The following is a 20,489-nucleotide window of genomic DNA, read 5'->3' as shown; positions in this document are numbered from 1 at the left end:
CCCGTGTTGTCCTCGGGCTGGACGTGGCCGCGTCAACGTGGATCTTTCCGCGCGGGGAACGTCCCATGAGCGTTGCGCTGCACACCTGTCCAGGTCAGGCCGTGTCCATGCCCCCCTGACCTCCGGGTCGCCGGATGTTCACACTGCGGGCATGTCAGGACCGATTCGACTGCGAACGGCTGTCTGGACGTCGTCCTCCTCGGCCGGGTCGGCGGCGAGCCTGCGGAGTTGTTCGACGACTCGCGTGTCTCCCGTCTCGGCGTGCCGGGCGGCGATCTCGCGGGTGGTCTCTTCGCAGTCCCAGAGGCACTCGACGGCGAAGCCGGCCGCGAAGGAAGGGTCGGTGGCGGCGAGCGCTCGGGCGGCGCGGCCACGGAGGTGGGAGGAGGCGGTCTCGCGGTAGATGTGGCGCAGGACGGGCGCGGCGCAGACGATGCCGAGGCGTCCGGCGCCGTCGACGAGCGTCCACAGGGTCGTCGCGTCCGGTCCTTCGCCGCGCACGGCCTCGCGCAGTGCGCCGAGGACCAGGTCGCTGTCCTTGGCCCCACCGAGACAGGCGAGCATCCGTCCGGCCGCGGCGCCGAGCGGATCGGGCCGGTGCACCCAGCCGCGTGCCCGGTCGACGGCGGCCATACTGCGCATCCGTTCGAAGGCGTCGACGGCGGCCTCCACGACCATCGCCGTGCCGTCGGTCACGGCGCCCTCGATCAGGTCGAGGGCGTCGGGATCGTTGCCGTCGGCGAGGTAGCGCAACGCGGTGCAACGGGCGCCGTCGTCGCCCGAGCGGGCGGCGGAGAGGATCTCGGGCCGGTCCTCGGGGCCCGCGACGGCGGTCAGGCACCGGGCCGCCGGCACATGGAGGACCGCACCGCGTTCGATGCCCTGCTGGGCCCACTCGAACACAGCCCTGACGCTCCACCCCGGCCGGGGTCCGCTCGGCCGCATCTGTCGCTGCCAGCGGTCGAAACAGCCCGTCTCCTGGGCGGCACGCACGCGGGTGGCGATCGCCTCGCGGGGATCGTCGGCCCACAGCCGCCAGGGCCGTGGTTCGAAGGCGTCCCGGACGGTGGCGGCCAGCTCGGCCTCGCCCTCCGGATCGGTGGGGAAGCGGGCCAGGACGGGCTCGGCGAGGGAGCGCAGCCCTTCGTCGTCGTCCCTGAGGGCCAACTCGTCCAGGGCCCAGGCCCAGCTGGTGCCCACGGCGGCGTACCTGCGCAGCAGTTCGAGCGCGTCCCGCCTGCCGTACGAGGCGAGGTGCCCGAGGACCGCGAGGGCCAGCCCGGTGCGCGACTCGTCGGTGTCGAGCACGTCCTCGGCGTCGAAGAGGTGCCGCTCGATCTCGTCGAGCTCGCCGCTCAGATCGAGGTAGAGACGGGCGTAGTACAGGGAGCGGTTCTCCACCTGCCAGTCGTGGCGGGGGTCGCTCAGCACACAGTGGTTCAGTGCCGCGAGCGCCTCGGCCCGCGGGGCGGTGAGCGCGTGCAGGGTGCCGTCGCCGCGGCCCCGCTGCAGCAGGCCGAGCAGCGTACCGCTGGGCGCTATGACCGGTTCGAACATGGGAAACAGCCTCACATCAAGCGTCGACGCAACCGGGAATCCTGCATTACCTGGCCGCGTGACCACACGTCGGAGCGCCCGCCGTCTCTTGCTTGCTGAAGACCATCTTCCTCTGCCTCTCGTCGGTGGCCCATGTGGACCGCATCACGGCCCACGCGGTGCGGCAACACCTGCCCAGCCATCATGTCCGTGAATCACGACGTCATGATGACCCGGCGGTTCTCGCTGCCGCGACCGAAATTTCCGGCGGCCCCGTACCGCCTCCCCCGTCTTTCGTGTTTTGCCTGGTCAGAACGTGTTGCTCAGTGTGCTGCGAACAGTTCGAGCAGTTCCGTCTTGCCGAACATGCGGGCGGTGTCGACCGCGTTCGGAGTGCCCGCGGCCGGGTCGGCCCCGCCGTCCAGGAGGACCCGGATGACGCTCTCCTCGCCCTTGAAAACCGCCCCCGCGAGAGGGGTCTGGCCGCGGTCGTTGACGCGGTCGGCCTCCCCGCCGCGGGCCAGGAGGGCCCGTACGGCGTCGGCGTGACCGTGGTACGCGGCGAGCATCACGAGCGAGTCGCCGCGGTCGTTGGTGAGGTCGGCCGGCACACCCGCGTCGACGTACGCCACGAGCGCCTCGGTCTCGCCCCGCCGGGCCAGATCGAAGATCTTGGTCGCCAGCTCCACGACCTCCGGGTCGGGGGCTTCGCTCATCGCCGGGACCACCTCTCACATACGCGCTTCGAGCCGAACGGGTGAATCGCCAGGGTACTGGCTCGAAGCGCACATCAGGGGACAGAGCCGAGGCAAAGATCACACCGAGTCCCGCCGCGCGCAACAGCCCAGCTCGGACGGCCCAACGCCGATTCGGCCACCAGGGCGAAATCTTTGGAATTTCACCCATATGCACCTTTTATAGTATGGATACATGCTGTGACCTTGGAAGAACTCATGGTGATTGTCCCCATCAACCAGGAGAGCCCAAATGATCCTGAACATCTCAGGCGTCGTCCTGCTCGGCGTCATCGTCTTCCTGTTCTTCCGCAAGGACGGACTGAAGGCCTCGCACTGCATCGTCGTCACGCTCTTCGGCTTCTACCTCGCCAGCACGGGCATCGCCCCGAGCATCACAGCGGGCGGCGAGAGCCTCGCGAGCCTCCTCGGTGGGATCAAGTTCTGACCCGCCCCCCTTCCGCACGCACCCCCAGGAGACAGCCGTGGCCCGGGTCCCCCTCCCCCGCATTCTGAGCACCGGTGGCGCGCACCTCGCCAGGAGCCGGGAGCTGGCCCGGACTGCGGCCGACGGCGCCACCGACGTCCTCCACCCGTTGATCACGATCACGCGTGGACTGCGCCGGCTGGTCGCCGCCGGGCGCCGCAGATGGGCCGAGACCCCGAAGGACCGTCGCGGGTCACTGCTCTTCCTGGCGGCCTCGATCGTCCTGGTCGTGACCCTGGTGCCGTACGGCCTGCTGCTCGCCGTCATCGCCCTGATGGCGGCGGCAGCCTGGGCGGGCCGCGGGAGCGCAGCCGCCGAGCCGCCCGGCCCCGACGAGTCCCAGACCCAGCGCCTGCGCTCCCTCTACGAGGCCCTGGTCCCCTGCTTCTCGGCCGCCGAGGACCCCGAACCGCTCTACGCGCACGGCGGGGCCTGGGACAAGGCCTTCCCCACCTACGCGTTCGACGGCACCGGCCGGGTCTGCCATCTGCTGATCCGCTACCCGGCGTACTTCACGGACGGCGATCCCGAGGCCCGCGCGCGCATCGAGCAACTGCTGCACACCAAGGCGGGACGCGGCCGCGAGTACCGCTTCACCTGGGACGAGGAGGGCAACGAGCTCACCGTCGCCGTCCTCCCCCCGCTCGCCACCGACATCGCCGCCCAGCGGTTCGTGACGGCACCGGGCGAGACGGTCCTCGGTTTCACCGACGAGACCCACGTCCAGCGCACCCTGCCCCTCTCCTTCGGGGAGGAGCAGCGGGATGTGCCGCCGGTCGTCTGGCGCACCGGCGCCCGGTCCACCGAACCTCATCTGCTGGCCGTGGGCGAACCCGGCAGCGGCACCACGACCCTGCTCCGCTCGATCGCCCTCCAGGCGCTCCAGCACGGCGACGTCGTCATCGTCGAGGGCGGCGGCAGCGGTGAGTACGCGTGCCTGACCGGCCGCGACGGGGTGCTCGCCGTGGAGAACGGGCTCTCGGGGGCGTTGGCGAGCCTGGAGTGGGCGTCCCAGGAGACGGAGCGCCGGCTGATCGCCACGAACCGTGCCCGCCAGGCGGGCCGTCCGGCGCCGGACGACATCCGCCGCCCCCTCTGGCTCCTCCTGGACCGCCCGAGCGTGCTGACCCACCTCGCCGCGGCCGAGGGCCGGCCCGACCCGCAGTCCCACCTCCAGATCCCCCTCAGGCACGGCCGCGCGGTCGACGTCACCGTCGTGATCACCGAACAGTTCGACCACCTGGACGCCCTCACGGAGGCGGTACGTCAGCACACCCGCGCGCGTGTCGTCCTGGGTCCCGCCTCCCCCGAGCAGGTCGAGACGGTGCTGGGTGCCGCACCCCCCACCACGCCCACCCCGGACATGCCTCCGGGCCGCGGCTACGCCCGCCTGGGCCTCGCCCCCGCCCTCCGCCTCCAGGTGCCCACCACCCCGGACCCCTACGACGACATCACCCCCGAACCCCACCGCCAGGCGGTCCTCGACCTGCTCCCACCGCACACGACCCCGGCGGACGCCCTCACCAAGACGGCCCCGGTGGAGACCTGAGCCCAGCACGTCCCGTCCGGTCCCAGGCGCACGACCGTCCCCGCCGCAGGCTTCCTCCCCGCTCCCCACCCGCGCCGTCCCCTGGCGGCACGACTGGCCGCCACCGGACCCTCACGCCACGAACGTCCGCGGCCCCTCGCCTCCGCCGGACGCCCCGTCCCGCACCAACCGCGCCGCCGCCGCCAGCCGGGCCGCCGCCTCCTCGGCCACCGCTCCCCCCACGGTGAACGGCAGCCGCACATACCCCTCGAAGGCCCCGTCCACCCCGAACCGAGGCCCGGACGGCACCCGAACCCCCACCCGCTCCCCCACCTCGGCGAGCCGCGAGCCGGACAGCCCCCCGGTGCGGACCCACAGCGTCAGCCCACCCCGAGGCTCCGAGAACTCCCAGTCCGGCAGCTCCCGGCGCACCGCGGCCACCAGGGCGTCCCGGTTCCCCCTGGCCTGCTCCCGCCGCACCCCCACGGCCTGCGTCCAACCCCCCGTGCTCATCAGCCAGTTCACGGCCAACTGCTCCAACACGGGTGTCCCCAGATCCGCGTACGCCCGAGCCGCGACCAGACTCCGGATCACATCCGGCGCCGCCCGCACCCATCCGATCCGCATCCCCGCCCAGAACGCCTTGCTGGCCGACCCGACCGTGATCACCGTGGATCCCGCCGGATCGAAGGCGCACACGGGCCGCGGCATCTTCACGTCGTCGAGCCACAGCTCGCTCATCGTCTCGTCGGCGACGAGCACCGTCCCGGCGCCCCGAGCCGCGTCGACGAGCCCCCGCCGACGGTCCTCGTCGGCGAGCGCCCCCGTCGGGTTGTGGAAGTCGGCGACGACGTACGCCAGTCGGGGCGCCGCGTCCCGCAGTACCTGACGCCACCGGTCCATGTCCCAGCCGGCGAGCCCGTCCGCCATGGCCACCGGCACCAGCCGCGCCCCCGCCTCCCGCATCAACTGCAGGATGTTGGCGTACGACGGCGACTCCACCGCGATCCGCTCACCGCGCCCCGCGAAGAGGTGGCAGATGGCGTCCATGGCGCCCATCGCGCCGGTGGTCACCATGATCTGCTCGGGCATCGTCGGAATACCGCGCGCGGTGTAGCGGTCGGCGAGCATGGAGCGCAGGGCGGGCAGTCCGGCCGGGTAGTCGCCGTGCGTGTGGGCGTAGGGCGGCAGTTCCTCCAACGCGCCCTGCACGGCCCGGGTGAGCCAGGGCTCGGGCGCGGGCAGGGCGGCACAGCCCAGGTCGATCATCGAGCCGAGCGCCTCGGGGGGCAGCGGCTCCAGGCCCCGCGCGGGCAACGGCTTCCCCGCCGGTACCGCGGTCCAACTGCCCGCTCCCCGCCGGGACTCCAGGAACCCCTCCGTGCGCAGCGCCTCGTAGGCCGCCGCGACGGTCGTACGGCTCACGGAGAGGGAGAGCGCCAGCTCCCGCTCGGCGGGCAGCCTGGCGGCGACGGGCACCCGCCCCTCCAGCACCAGCAGACGGATCCCGTCGGCGAGCGCACGGTAGGCGGGCGGGCGGCGGGTGCCGGGGCCGGCGGGACGCTCCTGCTGCGAGGTGAGCAGCCGCGCGAGCTGCGCCGCGCCGACCGCCGAAGTCCACTGCGCCATGATTCCAGTCCACCTTCCGCGAATTGGCCATGGATGCCAACTTTCTTCAAGCCACAGAGTGTCATGCGTCAGGCCACCGGCACCACCAGGGGGAACGTCTTGCCCGCACAGCACGAGCCACCGCACCAGCCACAGCAGGACCCACGACAGGACGCGCGGGCATCCGCCCAGCGGCATCGAGCTCGCCGGTTGGTCCAGCTCTACATCGGTCTGGCGCTGTACGGCGCCAGCTCCGCGCTCCTCGTACAGGCCGGTCTCGGGCTGGAGCCCTGGAACGTGCTGCACCAGGGCCTGGCGGAGCTGACCGGGCTGACCATCGGGGTGGTGTCGATCGTCGTGGGGGCGGTGGTGCTGCTCCTGTGGATCCCGCTCCGCCAGCGCCCGGGCCTCGGCACGGTCTCCAATGTCTTCGTGGTGGGCATCGCGATGGACGCCACCCTGGCGCTGGTGCCGGAGGCGCACACCATGGTCGTACGCATCCCCTTGCTGGCCGCCGGGATCGTACTGAACGGCGCGGCGACCGGCCTCTACATCGCGGCCCGCTTCGGCCCGGGCCCGCGTGACGGCCTGATGACCGGGCTGCACCGGCGTACCGGCCGCTCGCTCCGGCTGATGCGGACGGCTGTGGAGGTGGCGGTGCTGGCCGGCGGCTTCGCCCTCGGCGGCACGGTCGGGGTGGGCACCCTGCTCTACGCCCTCTGTATAGGCCCCCTCGCCCAGTTCTTCCTGCGGGTGTTCGCCGTGCCCTCGGAATCCGGCAGCACGGTCGTTGCCACCGGTCCATCGAGGCGAGCCATACTGCCCGGGTGACCGCCCTCATACGCCACCCCTACCTCGACCACCCGGGCCCGATCGCCTTCGCCCACCGGGGCGGGGCGGCCGACGGCCTGGAGAACACCACGGCCCAGTTCCGGCGGGCGGTGGAGTCGGGCTACCGCTACATCGAGACCGACGTCCACGCCACGCGCGACGGCAAGCTCGCCGCCTTCCACGACGCGACCCTGGACCGGATGACCGACGGGGCCGGCCGGATAGCCGACCTGACGTGGAGGGAGATCCGCGACGCGCGCGTGGCGGGCGTCGAGCCGGTCCCCCTCTTCGAGGAGCTCCTCGAAGAGTTTCCCGACGTCCGCTGGAACGTCGACGTCAAGGCGGAGCCCGCGCTGCACCCGCTGCTCAATCTGATCGCCCGTACCGACTCCTGGGACCGGGTCTGCGTCGGCTCCTTCTCCGAGTCCCGGGTGGCCCGCGCCCAGCGCCTCGCCGGTCCGCGCCTGGCCACCTCGTACGGCACGAGCGGCGTGCTGGCGCTGCGGCTGCGGTCGTGGGGCGTCCCCGCCACGGTGCGCCGCTCGGCGGTCGCCGCCCAGGTGCCCGAGTCGCACGCCGGAGTGCCCGTGGTCGACCACCGTTTCGTACGGGCGGCCCACGCGCGCGGGCTGCAGGTGCACGTCTGGACCGTGAACGAACCGCAACGCATGCACCGGCTCCTGGACCTGGGCGTCGATGGCATCATGACCGATCACATCGACACGCTGCGCAAGGTGCTGGAGGACCGGGGGACCTGGGTCTGACACCCTCGCGCGGCCCGTTCACGGGGAAGCGAGGGGCACGGGTGGGCACCGACACCGTGCGGACGGACGCGGCCGACGAGGCCGCGGGCAGACGGCGCGAACAGCGCGGCTGGTACTTCTACGACTGGGCCTGCTCCGTCTACTCGACCAGCGTCCTGACCGTGTTCCTCGGCCCCTATCTGACCGAGGTCGCCAAGGCCGCCGCCGACACCGACGGCTACGTCCACCCACTGGGCATACCGGTCCGCGCCGGCTCCTTCTTCGCGTACTCGGTCTCCCTGTCGGTGATCCTGGCCGTGGTGATCATGCCGCTGGTGGGCGCGGCCGCCGACCGTACGGGCCGCAAGAAGCCCCTCCTGGCCGCGACCGCCTATGTCGGCGCCGCCGCGACGGCGGGGATGTTCTTCCTGGACGGCGAGCGCTATCTGCTCGGCGGCGCCCTGCTGGTGGTGGCGAACGCGGCGCAGTCCGTGGCGATGATGCTCTACAACTCCTACCTGCCCCAGATCGCACCGCCCGAGGAACGCGACGCCGTCTCCTCCCGCGGCTGGGCCTTCGGCTACGCGGCCGGCTCCCTGGTGCTGGTCGCGAACCTGATCCTCTTCACGGCCCACGAGTCCTTCGGCATCTCCGAGGGCATGGCCGTCCGCATCTGTCTGGCCTCGGCGGGCCTGTGGTGGGGCGCCTTCACCCTGATCCCGCTGAACCGCCTGCGCGACCGGCGCCGCCCGGCCGGAAAGTCCGCGGGCGCCGAAGGAGCGACAGCCCCAGGGCTGCGTCAACTGGCCGCGACCGTCCGTGACATGCGGCGCCACCCGCTGACCCTGAGCTTCCTCCTCGCCTACCTCGTCTACAACGACGGCATCCAGACGGTGATCTCCCAGGCCTCGGTGTACGGCTCCGAAGAACTCGGCCTGGAACAGTCCACGCTCATCGTGGCGGTCCTGCTGGTGCAGGTCCTGGCGGTGGGCGGCGCCCTCGGCATGGGGCGGCTCTCCCGGCGCTACGGAGCCAAGCGCACGATCCTCGGCTCCCTGGTCGCCTGGACCCTGATCCTCGCCGCCGGCTACTTCCTCCCCGCGAACGCCCCGCTGTGGTTCTTCGTCCTTGCCTCGGGCATCGGCCTGGTCCTCGGCGGCAGCCAGGCCCTGTCCCGCTCCCTCTTCTCCCATCTCGTCCCGCCCGGCAAGGAGGCCGAGTACTTCGCCGCCTACGAGATGAGCGACCGCGGCATGAGCTGGCTGGGCCCGCTGTTGTTCGGCGTGACCTATCAGCTGACCGGAAGTTATCGAGACGCGATCATCTCGCTGGTGGCCTTCTTCGTCCTTGGGTTCGCCCTGCTCACGAGGGTCCCCGTGCGCCGGGCGATCAGCGACGCGGGCAATCCCGTGCCGGACAGGATTTAGCGCTGGAGGCGAAAGGGCTGTAGTGTACGCGTTTGGCCTGCCAGGCGTACCGTTACTGCGCGTCAAAGATGCCGAAACGCTGGGTGACATCTGCTGTCAGATGTGACAAACCGGGCGCCGGTGGGTACTGCACTGGTTGACAAGGCTGCGGCTACGACGGCGACGCACTACCCGGAACGGGACACGGAACGGGAATCTTTACCGCCGACCGGACGTTGACCGGATGACGACGACAGCGACACCTGTCCTGTGGGCGACAAGCCCGGGAGGCACGATTCATGAGTGAGCGAGCTCTTCGCGGCACGCGCCTCGTGGTGACCAGCTACGAGACGGACCGCGGCATCGACTTGGCTCCGCGCCAGGCCGTGGAGTACGCATGCGAGAAGGGGCACCGCTTCGAGATGCCCTTCTCGGTCGAGGCGGAGATTCCGCCGGAGTGGGAGTGCAAGGTCTGCGGGGCCCAGGCACTCCTCGTGGACGGCGACGGCCCTGAGGAAAAGAAGGCCAAGCCCGCGCGTACGCATTGGGACATGCTGATGGAGCGGCGCACCCGTGAGGAGCTCGAAGAGGTCCTCGAAGAGCGCCTGGCGGTTCTCCGCTCCGGCGCGATGAACATCGCGGTACATCCGCGAGACAGCCGCAAGTCCGCCTGACCCCTGCGGGGGCCGGACGGGCACACAGCGCAACCGATGACCGCGGGCGCCGTACGATCATGTACGGCGCCCGCGGTCATCGGCATGCGTACGTCGGGACCCCAAGGGGCCGCAGGCCGGCCCGCTAGGGGCGCGGGGAACTGCGCGAGAGAACCCCCACCGGACGATCAGCCGGGGTCGAAGTCGAAGGGGCGCAGCCCCCTCGAGTACGGGACGGGACGGGTAAGGTGGCGGGGCGAGGACCCGCTTCAGCGATCCAGCGGAGGACGAGGCCCCTCCGGCGACTGCTCCCCGGCACCAGCGTCGTCCCGAATGACCTCCCCCTGCACGACCTTCCCGTCGGGCCGATGCATACGCGCCTGCTGAAAGGCGTCCCCGAAGGTCCCCCCACCGGCCTCACGGATCTTCCGCTCGAAGGTCCGCTCCGTATAGCGTCCCAACGCCTTCTGCACCGGCGGAATCAGCAGCACCAGCCCCACCGCGTCCGAGACCAGCCCCGGCAGCAGCAGCAACAGGCCCCCCAGCATCAGGAAACCGTTGCCCTCACTCTTCCCGGAGCCGGAGCCAGAGCCGGTGCCGGGATCGGCCGCCCCGCCCTGCTGTTGTTGCAGCGTCTCGGACAACGCCCGGAACGCCCGCCGCCCGGCCCGCTTGACCACTGCCGAGCCCCCGACGAAACCGGCGACGAGCAGCAGGAAGACCGTGAACCCGCCGGCCGCGCCCGCGACCACCGTGAGCAGCCAGATCTCCAGCACCAGCCACGCGGCGACGCCCAGCGGCAGAAACGTGCGCAGCCGGGAACGCCGGGGCCGGGCGGGGTGCGTCGAGGACGGAACGCCTGTCGTCATGCTCCCAGTGTGCCTGGCCCAGGCTCAGCACGGGATAAGGGGATGATCACGCCTTCTTGCCGTCCCGTCCCAGCACCTTGCCGACCCGCTCCCCCACGCCCCACGCCGTGACCCGCCACAGCGCCTCGACGAGGATGTCGCGGCTCATCTTGGAGTCGCCCAGCTCGCGCTCGACGAAGGTGATGGGCACCTCGACGACGTGGTAGCCCGCCTTGATCGCGCGGCGGGCGAGGTCGACCTGGAAGCAGTACCCCTGGGAGGCGACCTCGTCGAGGCCCAGCCCTTCGAGGGTCTCGCGGCGGAACGCCCGGTAGCCGCCGGTGACGTCACGGACGGGGACGTCGAGCAGGACACGGGAGTAGAGGCTGCCGCCGCGGGAGATGAACTCGCGGGATCTGGGCCAGTTCACCACGCGGCCGCCCGGCACCCAGCGGGAGCCGAGGACGAGGTCGGCGCCCTTGAGCGCGGTGAGCAGCCGCGGCAGTTCCTCGGGCTGGTGCGAGCCGTCGGCGTCCATCTCGATGAGGACGCCGTAGCCGTTCTCCATGCCCCAGCGGAAGCCCGCGAGGTAGGCCGCGCCGAGCCCTTCCTTGCCCTTGCGGTGCAGCACCTGGACGTGATCGTCCTCGACGGCCAGCTCGTCGGCGAGCTTGCCGGTGCCGTCGGGGCTGTTGTCGTCGGCCACCAGCACGTGCGCGTCGGGAACGGCCTTGCGCACCCGGCCCACGATCGCCTTGATGTTCTCCGCCTCGTTGTAGGTCGGGATGATCACCAAGGCCGTGCCGAGCGGGCCGAACCGCCTCTCCTGGCCTTGAGCCGCGAGGGTCCCGTCGCCGTCGTTCACTGCTGCCCCTTCGAGTCCTCCGTACGCAGGGGACCACCATAGTGGCCGCGGCCTGCGATGGAGTGTCGGACGGTGTCCAGAGGGGTGTCGGGTCAACAGGGGGTGTGCGGGAGCGCGCTCTGTGTAGCCTGCGCGCCGCCGAAGAAGACCTCGCACGCTCGGCGAGGCGGCCACGGGTGCGGGACCGTCGCTGCGGATGGGGGCCCGACGCCCTTCGGGCCGACCTGGGGCCCGCTGGCTGCGGGTCGACCGAAAGCCGTTGTCTACTGAGCGTCCGGGCCCCACCCGGGTCGCACCTACCCGACCGGGCCGGAACGTTCCCTCGTCGAAGCGCGAACCCTGGGCCTGGCTGCCAGCGGTGGTGCGCCGGTGCGGCACACCGCCCCTGACCCAGCGGCGCTTCGACGACCGCGCGGAAGTTCCCCGGTCGGACGTCCGGTGGTGGACCCGGCAGAACCTACCCGCCCGCTGCCGTCCACTGTCAACTGCCGTCTGACCTGCGACAATTCCCTCAAATGCCTGGTCGGTGGGGAGGATCCGCAGGTCGCGCGGCGCGCCGAACGGCCATGATCGGTTTCCTGTCGTCCGGCGAGATCACTCGCCCGGCCGTACGAAAACCGTCCGCCCCGCGACCACGGTCCGCAGGCAGACGGGCAGGTCGGAGCCGGGGCTGAGGTCGGGCAGGCCGGGGGTGCCCGAACGGGGGTCGGTGGACCAGCGGGCCACACGGTCGTCGGGAGCCTGGACGACGAGTTCGCCGGTGCGCCACACCGCATAGTCCGCGGGGGCGCCCGGCACGAGGACCCCCGCGTCGTCCCGCCCGATCGCCCGCCAGCCGCCCCGAGTGTGCGACGTGAACGCGGCGCGCACGGAGACCCGGTGCTCCGGCGTGCGATGGAAGGCAGCCGCGCGGACGGTGCCCCAGGGGTCCAGCGCCGTGACCGGGCTGTCGGAGCCGAACGCCAGGGGTACGCCGGCGCGCAGCAGGGCCGCGAACGGGTTCAGGGTGCGGGCGCGATCGACACCGAGCCGCTGGGCGTACATGCCCTCCTCCCCGCCCCACAGCGCGTCGAACGCGGGCTGCACGGAGGCGGTGAGGCCGAGTTCGGCGAAGGCGGCGACGGTGTCCGGGGTGAGCATCTCGGCGTGCTCGACACGGTGCCGGGCCGCCCGCACACGGGCCAGGCCGACCTTCTCGGCCGCCTCCCGCACACCGTCGACCACCGAGGCCACCGCGGCGTCCCCGATGGCGTGGAAGCCCGCCTGGAGCCCCGCCTCGGTGCAGGCGACCACATGGGCCGCGACGGCGCCGGCGTCCAGGTAGGCCGTGCCGGTGTGAGCGGCGTCGGCGTACGGCTCGTGCAGGCACGCCGTGTGCGAGCCGAGGGCGCCGTCGACGAAGAGGTCGCCGGCGGCGCCGAGCGCGCCGAGGGCGCGCGCCTTCTCGACGTCGCGCTCCGCCCAGTAGCCGACCACGCGCGGGCCGGGCTCCTCGGCGGCGAGCCGCAGCAGGCCCGTGAAGTCGTCCTCGGAGGAGATCTCGGGTCCCGCGCACTCATGGACCGAGCCGATGCCGAGCGCGGCGGCGTGGGCGAGCGCGGCACGCTGGGCCTCGATGCGCTGGCCGGGGGTGACGGCCCCGAGGGCGGCGGCCCGTACGGCGTGGTGGGCGTCGCGGGTGAGCGGGCCGTCCGCGAAGGCGTCGGCACCCGGGACCAGGTCCAGCAGGGCGGTGCTCACGACGGCCGAGTGGACGTCGATCCGGCTCAGGTAGAGCGGGCGTCCGCCGGTGGCCTCGTCGAGTTCGGCGCGGGTCGGGGGGCGGCCCCCGGGCCAGCGGGCGGCGTCCCAGCCGTGACCGAGGAGGACGCGGTCGGAGGGACGGGCGCCTGCGAATTCCCGTACGAGAAGGAGCGCGGCCTCCAGGGAGGGGGCGGCGGAGAGGTCGAGACCGGTGAGCGCGAGGCCGGTGGCGGTGGTGTGCACGTGGGCGTCGGTGAAGGCCGGGGTGACCAGGGCACCTTCGAGGTCCACCACCTCGTCGACGCCGGCCGCGAAGGCGTCGGCGGCGCCCTCGGAGCCGACCCAGGCGATCTGGCCGTGCTCCACGACCATCGCGGTGGCGAACGGGTCGGCGGGGCTGTGGACTTCTCCACCGCGGAGCAACACGGTGTTCGACGGGGCGGTGCGATCACTCATGGGGACAGTCTCGCGTGTGCCGGCCGCCTCGTCGCACCAGGGCCGCGGTTCCGAGGCACCCGGTGCCGCCGCCGCGCCCACCGTTCCCCTCGCAACGAACGGCCACAGCGGCGAACGAGCGTCAGATCCTCGGGGGCCTGGCCTCGTAAGGGGTCGACAGGACCACGGTCGTGCGGGTCGAGACGCCCGCCAGGGAGCGCAGCCTCGCGAGGAGTTCCTCCAGCTCGTGCGGGGTCGCCACGCGGACCTTGAGAATGTAGTTCTCGTCGCCGGCGACGCTGTGGCATGCCTCGATCTCCGGGACGCCGGCGAGGCGTTCGGCGATGTCGTCGGGGGCGCTGGGGTCGAACGGTTTGACCGAGATGAACGCGGTCATCGGCAGCCCCACGGCCTCCGGGTCGACGACCGCGGCATAGCCCCGGATGACGCCACGCTGCTCGAGTCGGCGCACACGCTGATGCACCGCCGACGTGGACAGGCCCGTGGCCTTGCCCAGGTCGGTGTAGCTCATCCGCCCGTCCGCGACGAGCAGCTGCACGATCTGTCGGTCCAGCTCCTCCATGGCGCAAGAACCTACAGGGCGGTTGATCTCCTCCGATACCTGAGCGGCGCAGGTCATACCCGCTTCGTGATGTGCCTGAGAGCCACCTGTGCGCCATACGGGTGACAGCCGGACCATGTGGGGCACCTGCGAGCGGCATGTGACGAAGACCACAGCACCCGAACAGGCTTCGTGATGATCTCGTGATTACCGCCGAGACGGGGCGGGAAGTGCTTGCTGTGGTCGAGGCCGCAGTGCCTTCACGGCCCAGCCCGAGGGGGAGAATCCCATGCAGAGTCTTAAGCGCCCTGGTCGTACCGCACCCAAGCGTCTCCAGGCAGTCGTCGAACCCGAGCCGGAGGGCGTCGAACCGGACGACGAGTTCGACGCGTACGACACCTTCGAGATGTACCGGGTGATCTGCCCGGACTGCGCTCAGCCCATCGCGCTGCTGTCCGACGAGGACAGCCTGCCCGAGCATGCGCGCGTCGTGTCGCCGTGGAATCCGTTCGGGCTCACGGCCTGCGCCGGCACCGGTCGTTCGGCGAACGAGGCCCGGTCGGCGGACGAGTCCGTGGAGCCGCAGGAGCAGGACACCGCGCTCCTGTTGACGCTCCCTCAGGGACTCGACTGGCGGACCCAGCCCTTCTCGCACGTCGGCGGCCCGGGCTCGCGCCCGATGCGCGTACCGGTGATGCGGCGTCAGCAGCCCGATCAGCGCCAGGCCGATCAGCGCCAAGCCGCCTGATTCCGGGCCCCGTTCGGCCCACCACCTCAGCGCCCGGCGGGCGGGCCCGTCCTGCCCCGTTCGGTTCCGGCGCGAACTCAGACACGATTCCCGGGAACGGTGACCGGCTCGCCCTCGTGCGCGTTGTCCCGGTATGACCCCAACTTTTTCGGTGACCGGGAGTCGGCGTCACATCTTCGTGCCGGCTTCGGCAGAATCGCTTCCGCAAGGGTCGGCCCAGCATCAGGACCCGCCCATCTACCGGGCGCTGATGCGCACTTGGGCCGACCGAGGCCGCACCCTGCCGGGGCGTCACGATCCGGAGTGGGTGCGACTGGCGACGCCGCCGAGCGGCCTCGACCAGTTCGGCACCCCCTCGGACCCCTTCACGGCGCCCGACTCCTTCCGGGGTTCGTTCAGCGTGACTCGGGCCCCGCGAGGTGACGGGCGATGACCATCCGCTGGATCTGATTGGTGCCCTCGACGATCTGGAGCACCTTGGCCTCGCGCATGTACCGCTCGGTGGGGAAGTCCGCCGTGTATCCGTAGCCGCCGAGGATCTGGACGGCGTCCGTGGTGACCTTCATCGCGGCGTCGGTGCACAGCAGCTTCGCCATGGCCGCCTGCTTGGAGAACGGCCTGCCCGCGTCGCGCAGCCGTGCGGCGGAGAGGTAGAGCGCGCGGCCCGCCTCCACCTGTGTCGCCATGTCCGCGAGCATGAAGCGCAGTCCCTGGAAGTCGGAGATCGGCCGTCCGAACTGCTGCCGCCCGGTGGCGTAGGCGACCGCTTCGTCCAGTGCCGCCTGGGCCACGCCGATCGCGCAGGCCGCGATGCCGAGGCGCCCGGAGTCGAGAGCGGACAGGGCGATCGCGAAGCCCTGGCCCTCCTCGCCGATGCGTCGGCTGTCGGCGACGCGCACCTCGTCGAAGTGGAGCTGCGCGGTGGGTGAGCCCTTCATGCCCATCTTCTTCTCGGGCGCCGCGGCGCTCAGCCCCTCGGCGTCACCCGGCACCAGGAAGGCCGTGATGCCCCGGGAACCGGAGCCCTCGCCCCCCGTGCGGGCCATCACCGTGTAGAAGTCCGCGACGCCGCCGTGGGTGATCCAGGCCTTGGTGCCGCTGATCACCCAGTCCTCGCCGTCGCGGACGGCCTTGGTCCGCAGGGAGGCGGCGTCCGAGCCGGACGAGGGCTCGGAGAGGCAGTACGCGCCGAGCAGGCGGCCGCCGAGCATCGCCGGCAGATGCTCGATCTGCTGCTCCTTGGTGCCGTACTTGGCGAGGGCGTGGCAGGCGAGGGTGTGGACGCTGACCCCGAGGCCGACGGTGAGACGGGCCGTCGCCAGCTCTTCCAGCGCCTGCAGATAGACCTCGTACGGCTGGTCTCCGCCGCCGTGTTCCGCGTCGTACGGCAGGCCGAGCAGTCCCGATTCGGAGAGCAGGCCGAAGAGTTCACGAGGGAAGCGGCCGGCGTCCTCCTCCTCGGCCGCGTGCGGGGCGATCTCCCGCTGCGCGATCTCACGGACGAGCGAGATCAGATCCCGGGCCTCTTCCGTGGGCAGTTGACGTTCCACCGGCTGCGCGGCGCGGTCGGGCATGGCGACGCTCTCCTCCCTGTCGGGCACTGCGGCGGACACGCACCGGGGATGAGGTGGTGCCGCCGGGTCTCACGTGCCACAGCCGATGGTCCTCCTCCGGATCACGGAAGCCGCTGATCAGCGGCGGTGGCGCTTGGAGTATGCCCGATCCGGAGCAGCCAGTCACCGGTTAACGACCGTTCATTAGGACACATTCGGCGATCGCCACACCCCGGCTCGAATTGGTCCGAACCATTGACCCCAGTGGTCTAGTCCTCTACGTTCTCCCCCAACAACGCGCCATCGCGTTCATGCCATCGGCACAGCAGGTCCAGGCAGCACCCCTCCCCGCCTCGCGCCCCTCCCCCGGAGTCACGATGCTCAGACCGCACAGCCCCCGCGTCCCCGTCCGGACGCTCGTCGCCGCCACGTGTTGCGCCGCCCTCGGCGCCGGGCTCCTCGCCGGAGCGGGCACCGCGACCGCGACCTCCGCCTCCGCGAAGCCCGACTCCCGGCAACCCGCGCCCGGTGCCGCCCGGTCCAAGGTCGTCGGCTACTTCATCGACTGGGGCATCTACGGCCGCAAGTACTTCGTCAAGAACATCGAGACGTCCGGCTCGGCGAAGAAGCTCACGCACATCAACTACGCCTTCGGGAACGTCGTCGACGGCAAGTGCGCCCTCGGCGACGCCTGGGCCGACACCGACAAGCCCTTCACCGCCGAGGAGTCCGTGGACGGGGTCGCGGACACCGCGGACCAGCCGTTGAGCGGCAATTTCAACCAGTTGCTCAAGTTGAAGAAGCTGCACCCGAACCTCAAGATCGTGTGGTCGTTCGGCGGCTGGACCTGGTCCGGCGGCTTCGGTGAGGCGGCGAAGGACCCGGAGGCCTTCGCGAACTCCTGCTACGACCTCGTCGAGAACTCCAGATGGAAGGAGGTCTTCGACGGGATCGACATCGACTGGGAGTACCCCAACGCCTGCGGCCTCACCTGCGACACCAGCGGCAGCGAGGCCTTCGAGGATCTGATGGCCGCACTGCGCAAACGATTCGGCAAGAAGGAGCTCGTCACCGCGGCGATCACGGCCGACGCCAAGCCCGGCGGCAAGATCGACGCGGCGGACTACGCGGGCGCCGCCAAGTACGTCGACTGGTACAACCCGATGACGTACGACTACTTCGGCGCGTGGGACTCGACCACCGCCCCGCACTCGCCGCTGTACCCGTACCCGGGCATCGCCGACAAGCACTTCAACACCGCCGCCACCCTCCAGAAGCTGAAGGGCCTCGGCATCCCGTCCTCCAAGCTGCTGCTCGGCATCGGCTTCTACGGCCGCGGCTGGACCGGGGTCACCCGGTCGGCGCCCGGCGGCACGGCGACCGGCCCGGCGGCGGGAACGTACGAGGCGGGCTACGAGGACTACAAGGTGCTCAAGGAGACCTGCCCGGCCAACGGGATCGTCGGCGGCACCGCGTACGCCAAGTGCGGTGACGACTGGTGGAGTTACGACACCCCGCGGACCATCAAGGGGAAGATGGCGTACAAGGACGCCCAGGGCCTCGGCGGCACCTTCTTCTGGGAGCTGAGCGGCGACACCGCCGACGGTGAGCTGATCAAGGCGATCAAGTAGCCACCGCGACGGGGGACAGGGGTGGGGGTCGGTCGGCGGACCCCCACCCCGGGTGCGCTCAGGTGTCCCGCCGGGCCGGCTCCGGCGCGAGATAGGCCGGGGCGAGTTCCTCGATGGCGCGCAGCGAGCCGCCCAGCATCTTGACGAGCAGGTCGCACATGGTGTCGCGGGGCAGTTCCGGGCGATCGATCCAGTCGAGGGTGGCACCCTCGACCGCGCACACCCAGCCGAGCAGGCCCATGCGGGCGACCGGTTCGATGTCCGTCCTGCCGTACGCGCCCTCGGCGATGGTGGCGACGATCGCCTCGCGGACGCCGTCCCTGATGGCGTGCACCTGGGTGTCGAAACCGACACCGCCACTGACGATCGTGCGGTAGGCGGCCTGGTTGTCCTCCGCGTACCGCAGATAGCAGTCTATGGTCCGGTGGACCCGTTCCACGGGCGGCAGTTGGAGCCCGCTCGCCGCGAACGTGATCAGATCGGCCACCGAGTCCTCGACGATCGCGAGGTAGTAGCCGCGCTTGGACTTGAAGTAGTAGTAGATCAGTCCCTTGGCCACATGCGCCTGTCGCGCGATGTCGTCCATCGACAACGTGTCGTAGGAGGTGTCGGCGAACAACCTGCGCCCGATGGAGATGAGTTCGGCGCGGCGCGCCAGCGAACGGTCGGTGCCGCGGGCCCGCGGCGGTTCGACTCCACGCTGTTGACTGCTATTCAATTTCGGTCCTGGTCTCCAACTGCCAGCGGGACAACCGCAGTATGGCAGACCCTCACCACCAGCTTGTTCGACTCTGATCGACAGAATCGACCGGCGGATCAGGTCACAGCAGACCCAGCTGGGCCACCAGCATCGCGACGACCACGACCAGGGTCCAGCCCATCACGTGCTCGACGATCTTCGGGCCGTCGTCCTCGGGCCCGCCCGTGCGGGTCCGGACGCGGGCGGCGGTGGCGGAGGTCGCGGTCATGGCAGCTCGCTGGTGTGATCGGTGTGCGATGGGCTCCCCCCACCGCCTGTCCACCTTGCCACCGCATGGGCGGTTCGCGGCCGAGACCTTGGTCACACATCGGCGCGGCCCCCGCCGTCCGGGAGCCGCGCCGTGCATGACCCGCTGCGTCAGCGGATGCCCACCGCCGAGAGCGCCGCGCGCTGGCGGGCCGTGGGACGCGCCGGGAAGTACAGGTAGCAGACGCCGCCGGTGCCGGAGACGACCTTGCCGGCCGCGTTGTACCGCTTGGTCCGCAGCCAGATGTTCTCCCACTCGCGCCGCCGGTAGACCCGGCGCACCGCCTCGTTGGTCGGCGAGTTCGGGTCGTTGGCGATGACGTCGCCGTCGGCGGTGAAGCCGATCACCGTCATCAGATGCCCGGCGGTGCCGTAGCCCGCGCCCGTCAGCTCCTCCGCGAGGAACGACTGGGAGGTGATCGCCGGGATCCCCGCCGCGATCAGCGTCTCCAGGTCGGTGAGCGAGCCCAGCCGGGTCACCACGCCCTGGATGTCCTTGTAGGTGGCGGCGTACGCGGCGTTGAAGGGCCAGTTGCCGCAGCCCTCGTACTGGTAGTCGAAGGTGAACCGCGCCGCGTGGCACACCTGCGGGTCCGCGAACGCCGGGTCGACCCAGGCCAGGTCGGCGGCGCTGGGCTTCCGGCCCCAGAACTCTATGACCATCTGCGAGGAGGTGGGGCTGCACCAGGCCTCGCCCCCGTTGTCGTACTCGGGGTACTGGCCCTTGTGGATCTCCTGCGAGTAGCGCGGAACGTCCAGCTCCCGGGCGAGGCCGGGCGTCGAGGCGGGGACGGTGAAGCGGTCGGGGACGTCGGAGCCCATCGCGCCGAGCCGCCAGACCGTGGGAGAGAGCCGGGTGCCTGGCGTGCGGTACAAGGTCAGGCGCAGCCGGTACGAGGCCAGGCGCAGGCCGGTCGCCGGGTCGTCGATCGCGAAGGTGTCCGTCCAGACGCTGCTCCGGCCGTCCTTCTGGTCGTCGACGGACGTGCGTCTGATGTCCTGGTCGCCGGCCGCCCACCGGCCGAGCACGTACCAGGGTGTGTCGGTGCCGTCGGAGTACGTGCCCCGCAACTCGATCCCGATCCAGGTGCCCTCGGGTGTGTGCGCGTTCCAGGACGCGATGGCCTCGGTGGCGGGCACCGTGAGCCGGTGCGCCGGGGAGGTCCAGGTCGCGTACTCCCAGGCGGCGGTGCGCCCGGTGTGCGGATCGGTGTAGTCGGCGGTCCCGAGCGGGGTGTCGATCACCAGCCCCGGCCGTGTCCCCGCCTTCGCCAGGGTGCCCCGGGCACTGCCCGAGCACCAGTCGGTGTATGAGGTCCAGGCGCGGTAGTCCGTGAAGCGTTCCGGTGCTCGCGCGGGGCGGGCGAGGGCTTCGCCCCGGCCGCTCGTGGTGTCTGCGACCGCCTGGTGCGTCGCCCCTCCGACCGCCGCGGCGGCGGTGGTGGCGACGGCTGCGGTCAGGACGGTCCTGCGGGACGGCTCGGAGAGGCTCGTCATCTGTGGGTGACCCCCAGTGGTCCGGAAGGAACAGTTCAGACGCACGGCTGTTCGCCCACTATGGACGCCGGGGAA

At 71.4% G+C, this 20,489-nt stretch carries 20 protein-coding genes; 9 read left to right on the top strand and 11 right to left on the bottom strand.

Annotated features, from left to right (window positions below; all coding sequences use genetic code 11):
- Positions 1–138 precede the first annotated feature (138 nt).
- Together RM704_RS34170 and RM704_RS34165 are read right to left on the bottom strand one after the other, a co-directional pair.
- The gene (locus RM704_RS34170) at positions 139–1,557 is read right to left on the bottom strand and encodes a HEAT repeat domain-containing protein (RefSeq protein WP_033532514.1); all 1,419 of its coding nucleotides are present in this window, start codon (positions 1,555–1,557) and stop codon (positions 139–141) included.
- Positions 1,558–1,859: 302 nt separating this feature from the next.
- Positions 1,860–2,252: an ankyrin repeat domain-containing protein gene (locus RM704_RS34165; RefSeq protein ID WP_033532515.1), complete on the bottom strand. Its 393-nt coding sequence runs from the start codon at positions 2,250–2,252 to the stop codon at positions 1,860–1,862.
- A gap of 271 nt (positions 2,253–2,523) precedes the next feature.
- On the opposite strand from RM704_RS34165, the gene RM704_RS34160 reads away from it, so the two are divergent.
- Positions 2,524–2,718, top strand: a complete 195-nt coding sequence (locus RM704_RS34160; protein ID WP_005485586.1) for a hypothetical protein — start codon at positions 2,524–2,526, stop codon at positions 2,716–2,718.
- 37 nt (positions 2,719–2,755) lie between these two features.
- Positions 2,756–4,306, top strand: coding sequence for a membrane protein (locus tag RM704_RS34155; protein ID WP_033532516.1), 1,551 nt, complete (start codon positions 2,756–2,758; stop codon positions 4,304–4,306).
- Between the two features lie 111 nt (positions 4,307–4,417).
- On the opposite strand, the gene RM704_RS34150 is transcribed toward RM704_RS34155, so the two are convergent.
- On the bottom strand, positions 4,418–5,914 hold the full coding sequence (locus RM704_RS34150) for an SCO1417 family PLP biosynthesis transcription factor (RefSeq protein WP_033532517.1): 1,497 nt from the start codon (positions 5,912–5,914) through the stop codon (positions 4,418–4,420).
- Between the two features lie 63 nt (positions 5,915–5,977).
- On the opposite strand from RM704_RS34150, the gene yczE reads away from it, so the two are divergent.
- The 4 genes from yczE to RM704_RS34130 all read left to right on the top strand — a co-directional run bounded on the left by yczE (position 5,978) and on the right by RM704_RS34130 (position 9,547).
- The gene (yczE, locus tag RM704_RS34145; RefSeq protein ID WP_192829883.1) at positions 5,978–6,724 is read left to right on the top strand and encodes a membrane protein YczE; all 747 of its coding nucleotides are present in this window, start codon (positions 5,978–5,980) and stop codon (positions 6,722–6,724) included.
- Positions 6,721–7,488 carry a glycerophosphodiester phosphodiesterase family protein gene (locus RM704_RS34140; RefSeq protein ID WP_033532519.1) on the top strand — a complete coding sequence of 256 codons (768 nt, stop codon included), beginning with the start codon at positions 6,721–6,723 and terminating at the stop codon, positions 7,486–7,488. The genes yczE and RM704_RS34140 overlap by 4 nt, the downstream gene beginning before the upstream one ends.
- A 41-nt stretch (positions 7,489–7,529) precedes the next feature.
- Complete coding sequence (locus RM704_RS34135) at positions 7,530–8,894, top strand: MFS transporter (RefSeq protein WP_033532520.1); 1,365 nt, start codon at positions 7,530–7,532, stop codon at positions 8,892–8,894.
- 278 nt (positions 8,895–9,172) lie between these two features.
- Positions 9,173–9,547, top strand: coding sequence for an RNA polymerase-binding protein RbpA (locus RM704_RS34130; protein ID WP_003977404.1), 375 nt, complete (start codon positions 9,173–9,175; stop codon positions 9,545–9,547).
- Positions 9,548–9,795: 248 nt separating this feature from the next.
- On the opposite strand, the gene fxsA is transcribed toward RM704_RS34130, so the two are convergent.
- The 4 genes from fxsA to RM704_RS34110 all read right to left on the bottom strand — a co-directional run bounded on the left by fxsA (position 9,796) and on the right by RM704_RS34110 (position 14,000).
- The gene (gene fxsA / locus RM704_RS34125) at positions 9,796–10,395 is read right to left on the bottom strand and encodes an FxsA family membrane protein (protein WP_033532521.1); all 600 of its coding nucleotides are present in this window, start codon (positions 10,393–10,395) and stop codon (positions 9,796–9,798) included.
- A 46-nt stretch (positions 10,396–10,441) separates the two neighbouring features.
- Positions 10,442–11,239 (bottom strand): polyprenol monophosphomannose synthase, encoded by a 798-nt coding sequence (locus RM704_RS34120; RefSeq protein ID WP_033532522.1) that lies wholly within the window; start codon positions 11,237–11,239, stop codon positions 10,442–10,444.
- Between the two features lie 594 nt (positions 11,240–11,833).
- On the bottom strand, positions 11,834–13,438 hold the full coding sequence (locus RM704_RS34115) for an amidohydrolase (RefSeq protein WP_033532523.1): 1,605 nt from the start codon (positions 13,436–13,438) through the stop codon (positions 11,834–11,836).
- 121 nt (positions 13,439–13,559) lie between these two features.
- Positions 13,560–14,000, bottom strand: coding sequence for an Lrp/AsnC family transcriptional regulator (locus tag RM704_RS34110; protein WP_033532524.1), 441 nt, complete (start codon positions 13,998–14,000; stop codon positions 13,560–13,562).
- Positions 14,001–14,268: 268 nt separating this feature from the next.
- Between RM704_RS34110 and RM704_RS34105 the strand changes: the two genes are divergently transcribed.
- The gene (locus RM704_RS34105; protein ID WP_033532525.1) at positions 14,269–14,727 is read left to right on the top strand and encodes a hypothetical protein; all 459 of its coding nucleotides are present in this window, start codon (positions 14,269–14,271) and stop codon (positions 14,725–14,727) included.
- Positions 14,728–14,860: 133 nt separating this feature from the next.
- Positions 14,861–15,160: a hypothetical protein gene (locus tag RM704_RS34100; protein WP_078937576.1), complete on the top strand. Its 300-nt coding sequence runs from the start codon at positions 14,861–14,863 to the stop codon at positions 15,158–15,160.
- On the opposite strand, the gene RM704_RS34095 is transcribed toward RM704_RS34100, so the two are convergent.
- A complete protein-coding gene (locus tag RM704_RS34095; protein WP_033532526.1) occupies positions 15,123–16,301 on the bottom strand; it encodes an acyl-CoA dehydrogenase family protein in 1,179 nt (392 codons plus the stop codon). The two genes, RM704_RS34100 and RM704_RS34095, sit on opposite strands and share 38 nt — an antisense overlap.
- 356 nt (positions 16,302–16,657) lie before the next feature.
- Here RM704_RS34095 and RM704_RS34090 point away from each other — a divergent pair, with 356 nt between their 5' ends.
- Positions 16,658–17,911 carry a glycoside hydrolase family 18 protein gene (locus RM704_RS34090; protein ID WP_033532527.1) on the top strand — a complete coding sequence of 418 codons (1,254 nt, stop codon included), beginning with the start codon at positions 16,658–16,660 and terminating at the stop codon, positions 17,909–17,911.
- A gap of 58 nt (positions 17,912–17,969) precedes the next feature.
- Here RM704_RS34090 and RM704_RS34085 read toward each other — a convergent pair whose 3' ends face one another.
- The 3 genes from RM704_RS34085 to RM704_RS34075 form a co-directional block, all read right to left on the bottom strand.
- The gene (locus tag RM704_RS34085; RefSeq protein ID WP_107072470.1) at positions 17,970–18,629 is read right to left on the bottom strand and encodes a TetR/AcrR family transcriptional regulator; all 660 of its coding nucleotides are present in this window, start codon (positions 18,627–18,629) and stop codon (positions 17,970–17,972) included.
- Between the two features lie 103 nt (positions 18,630–18,732).
- Positions 18,733–18,879, bottom strand: coding sequence for an SCO1431 family membrane protein (locus tag RM704_RS34080; RefSeq protein ID WP_107072471.1), 147 nt, complete (start codon positions 18,877–18,879; stop codon positions 18,733–18,735).
- Between the two features lie 149 nt (positions 18,880–19,028).
- Positions 19,029–20,414 (bottom strand): C39 family peptidase, encoded by a 1,386-nt coding sequence (locus RM704_RS34075; protein ID WP_033532528.1) that lies wholly within the window; start codon positions 20,412–20,414, stop codon positions 19,029–19,031.
- Positions 20,415–20,489 lie beyond the last annotated feature (75 nt).

The sequence above is a fragment of the Streptomyces gottesmaniae genome (assembly GCF_031845845.1).
GTDB lineage: Bacteria > Actinomycetota > Actinomycetes > Streptomycetales > Streptomycetaceae > Streptomyces > Streptomyces akebiae.
The sequence above is the reverse complement of the archived record's forward strand: the minus strand, read 5'-3'. Positions and strand labels throughout refer to the sequence as shown.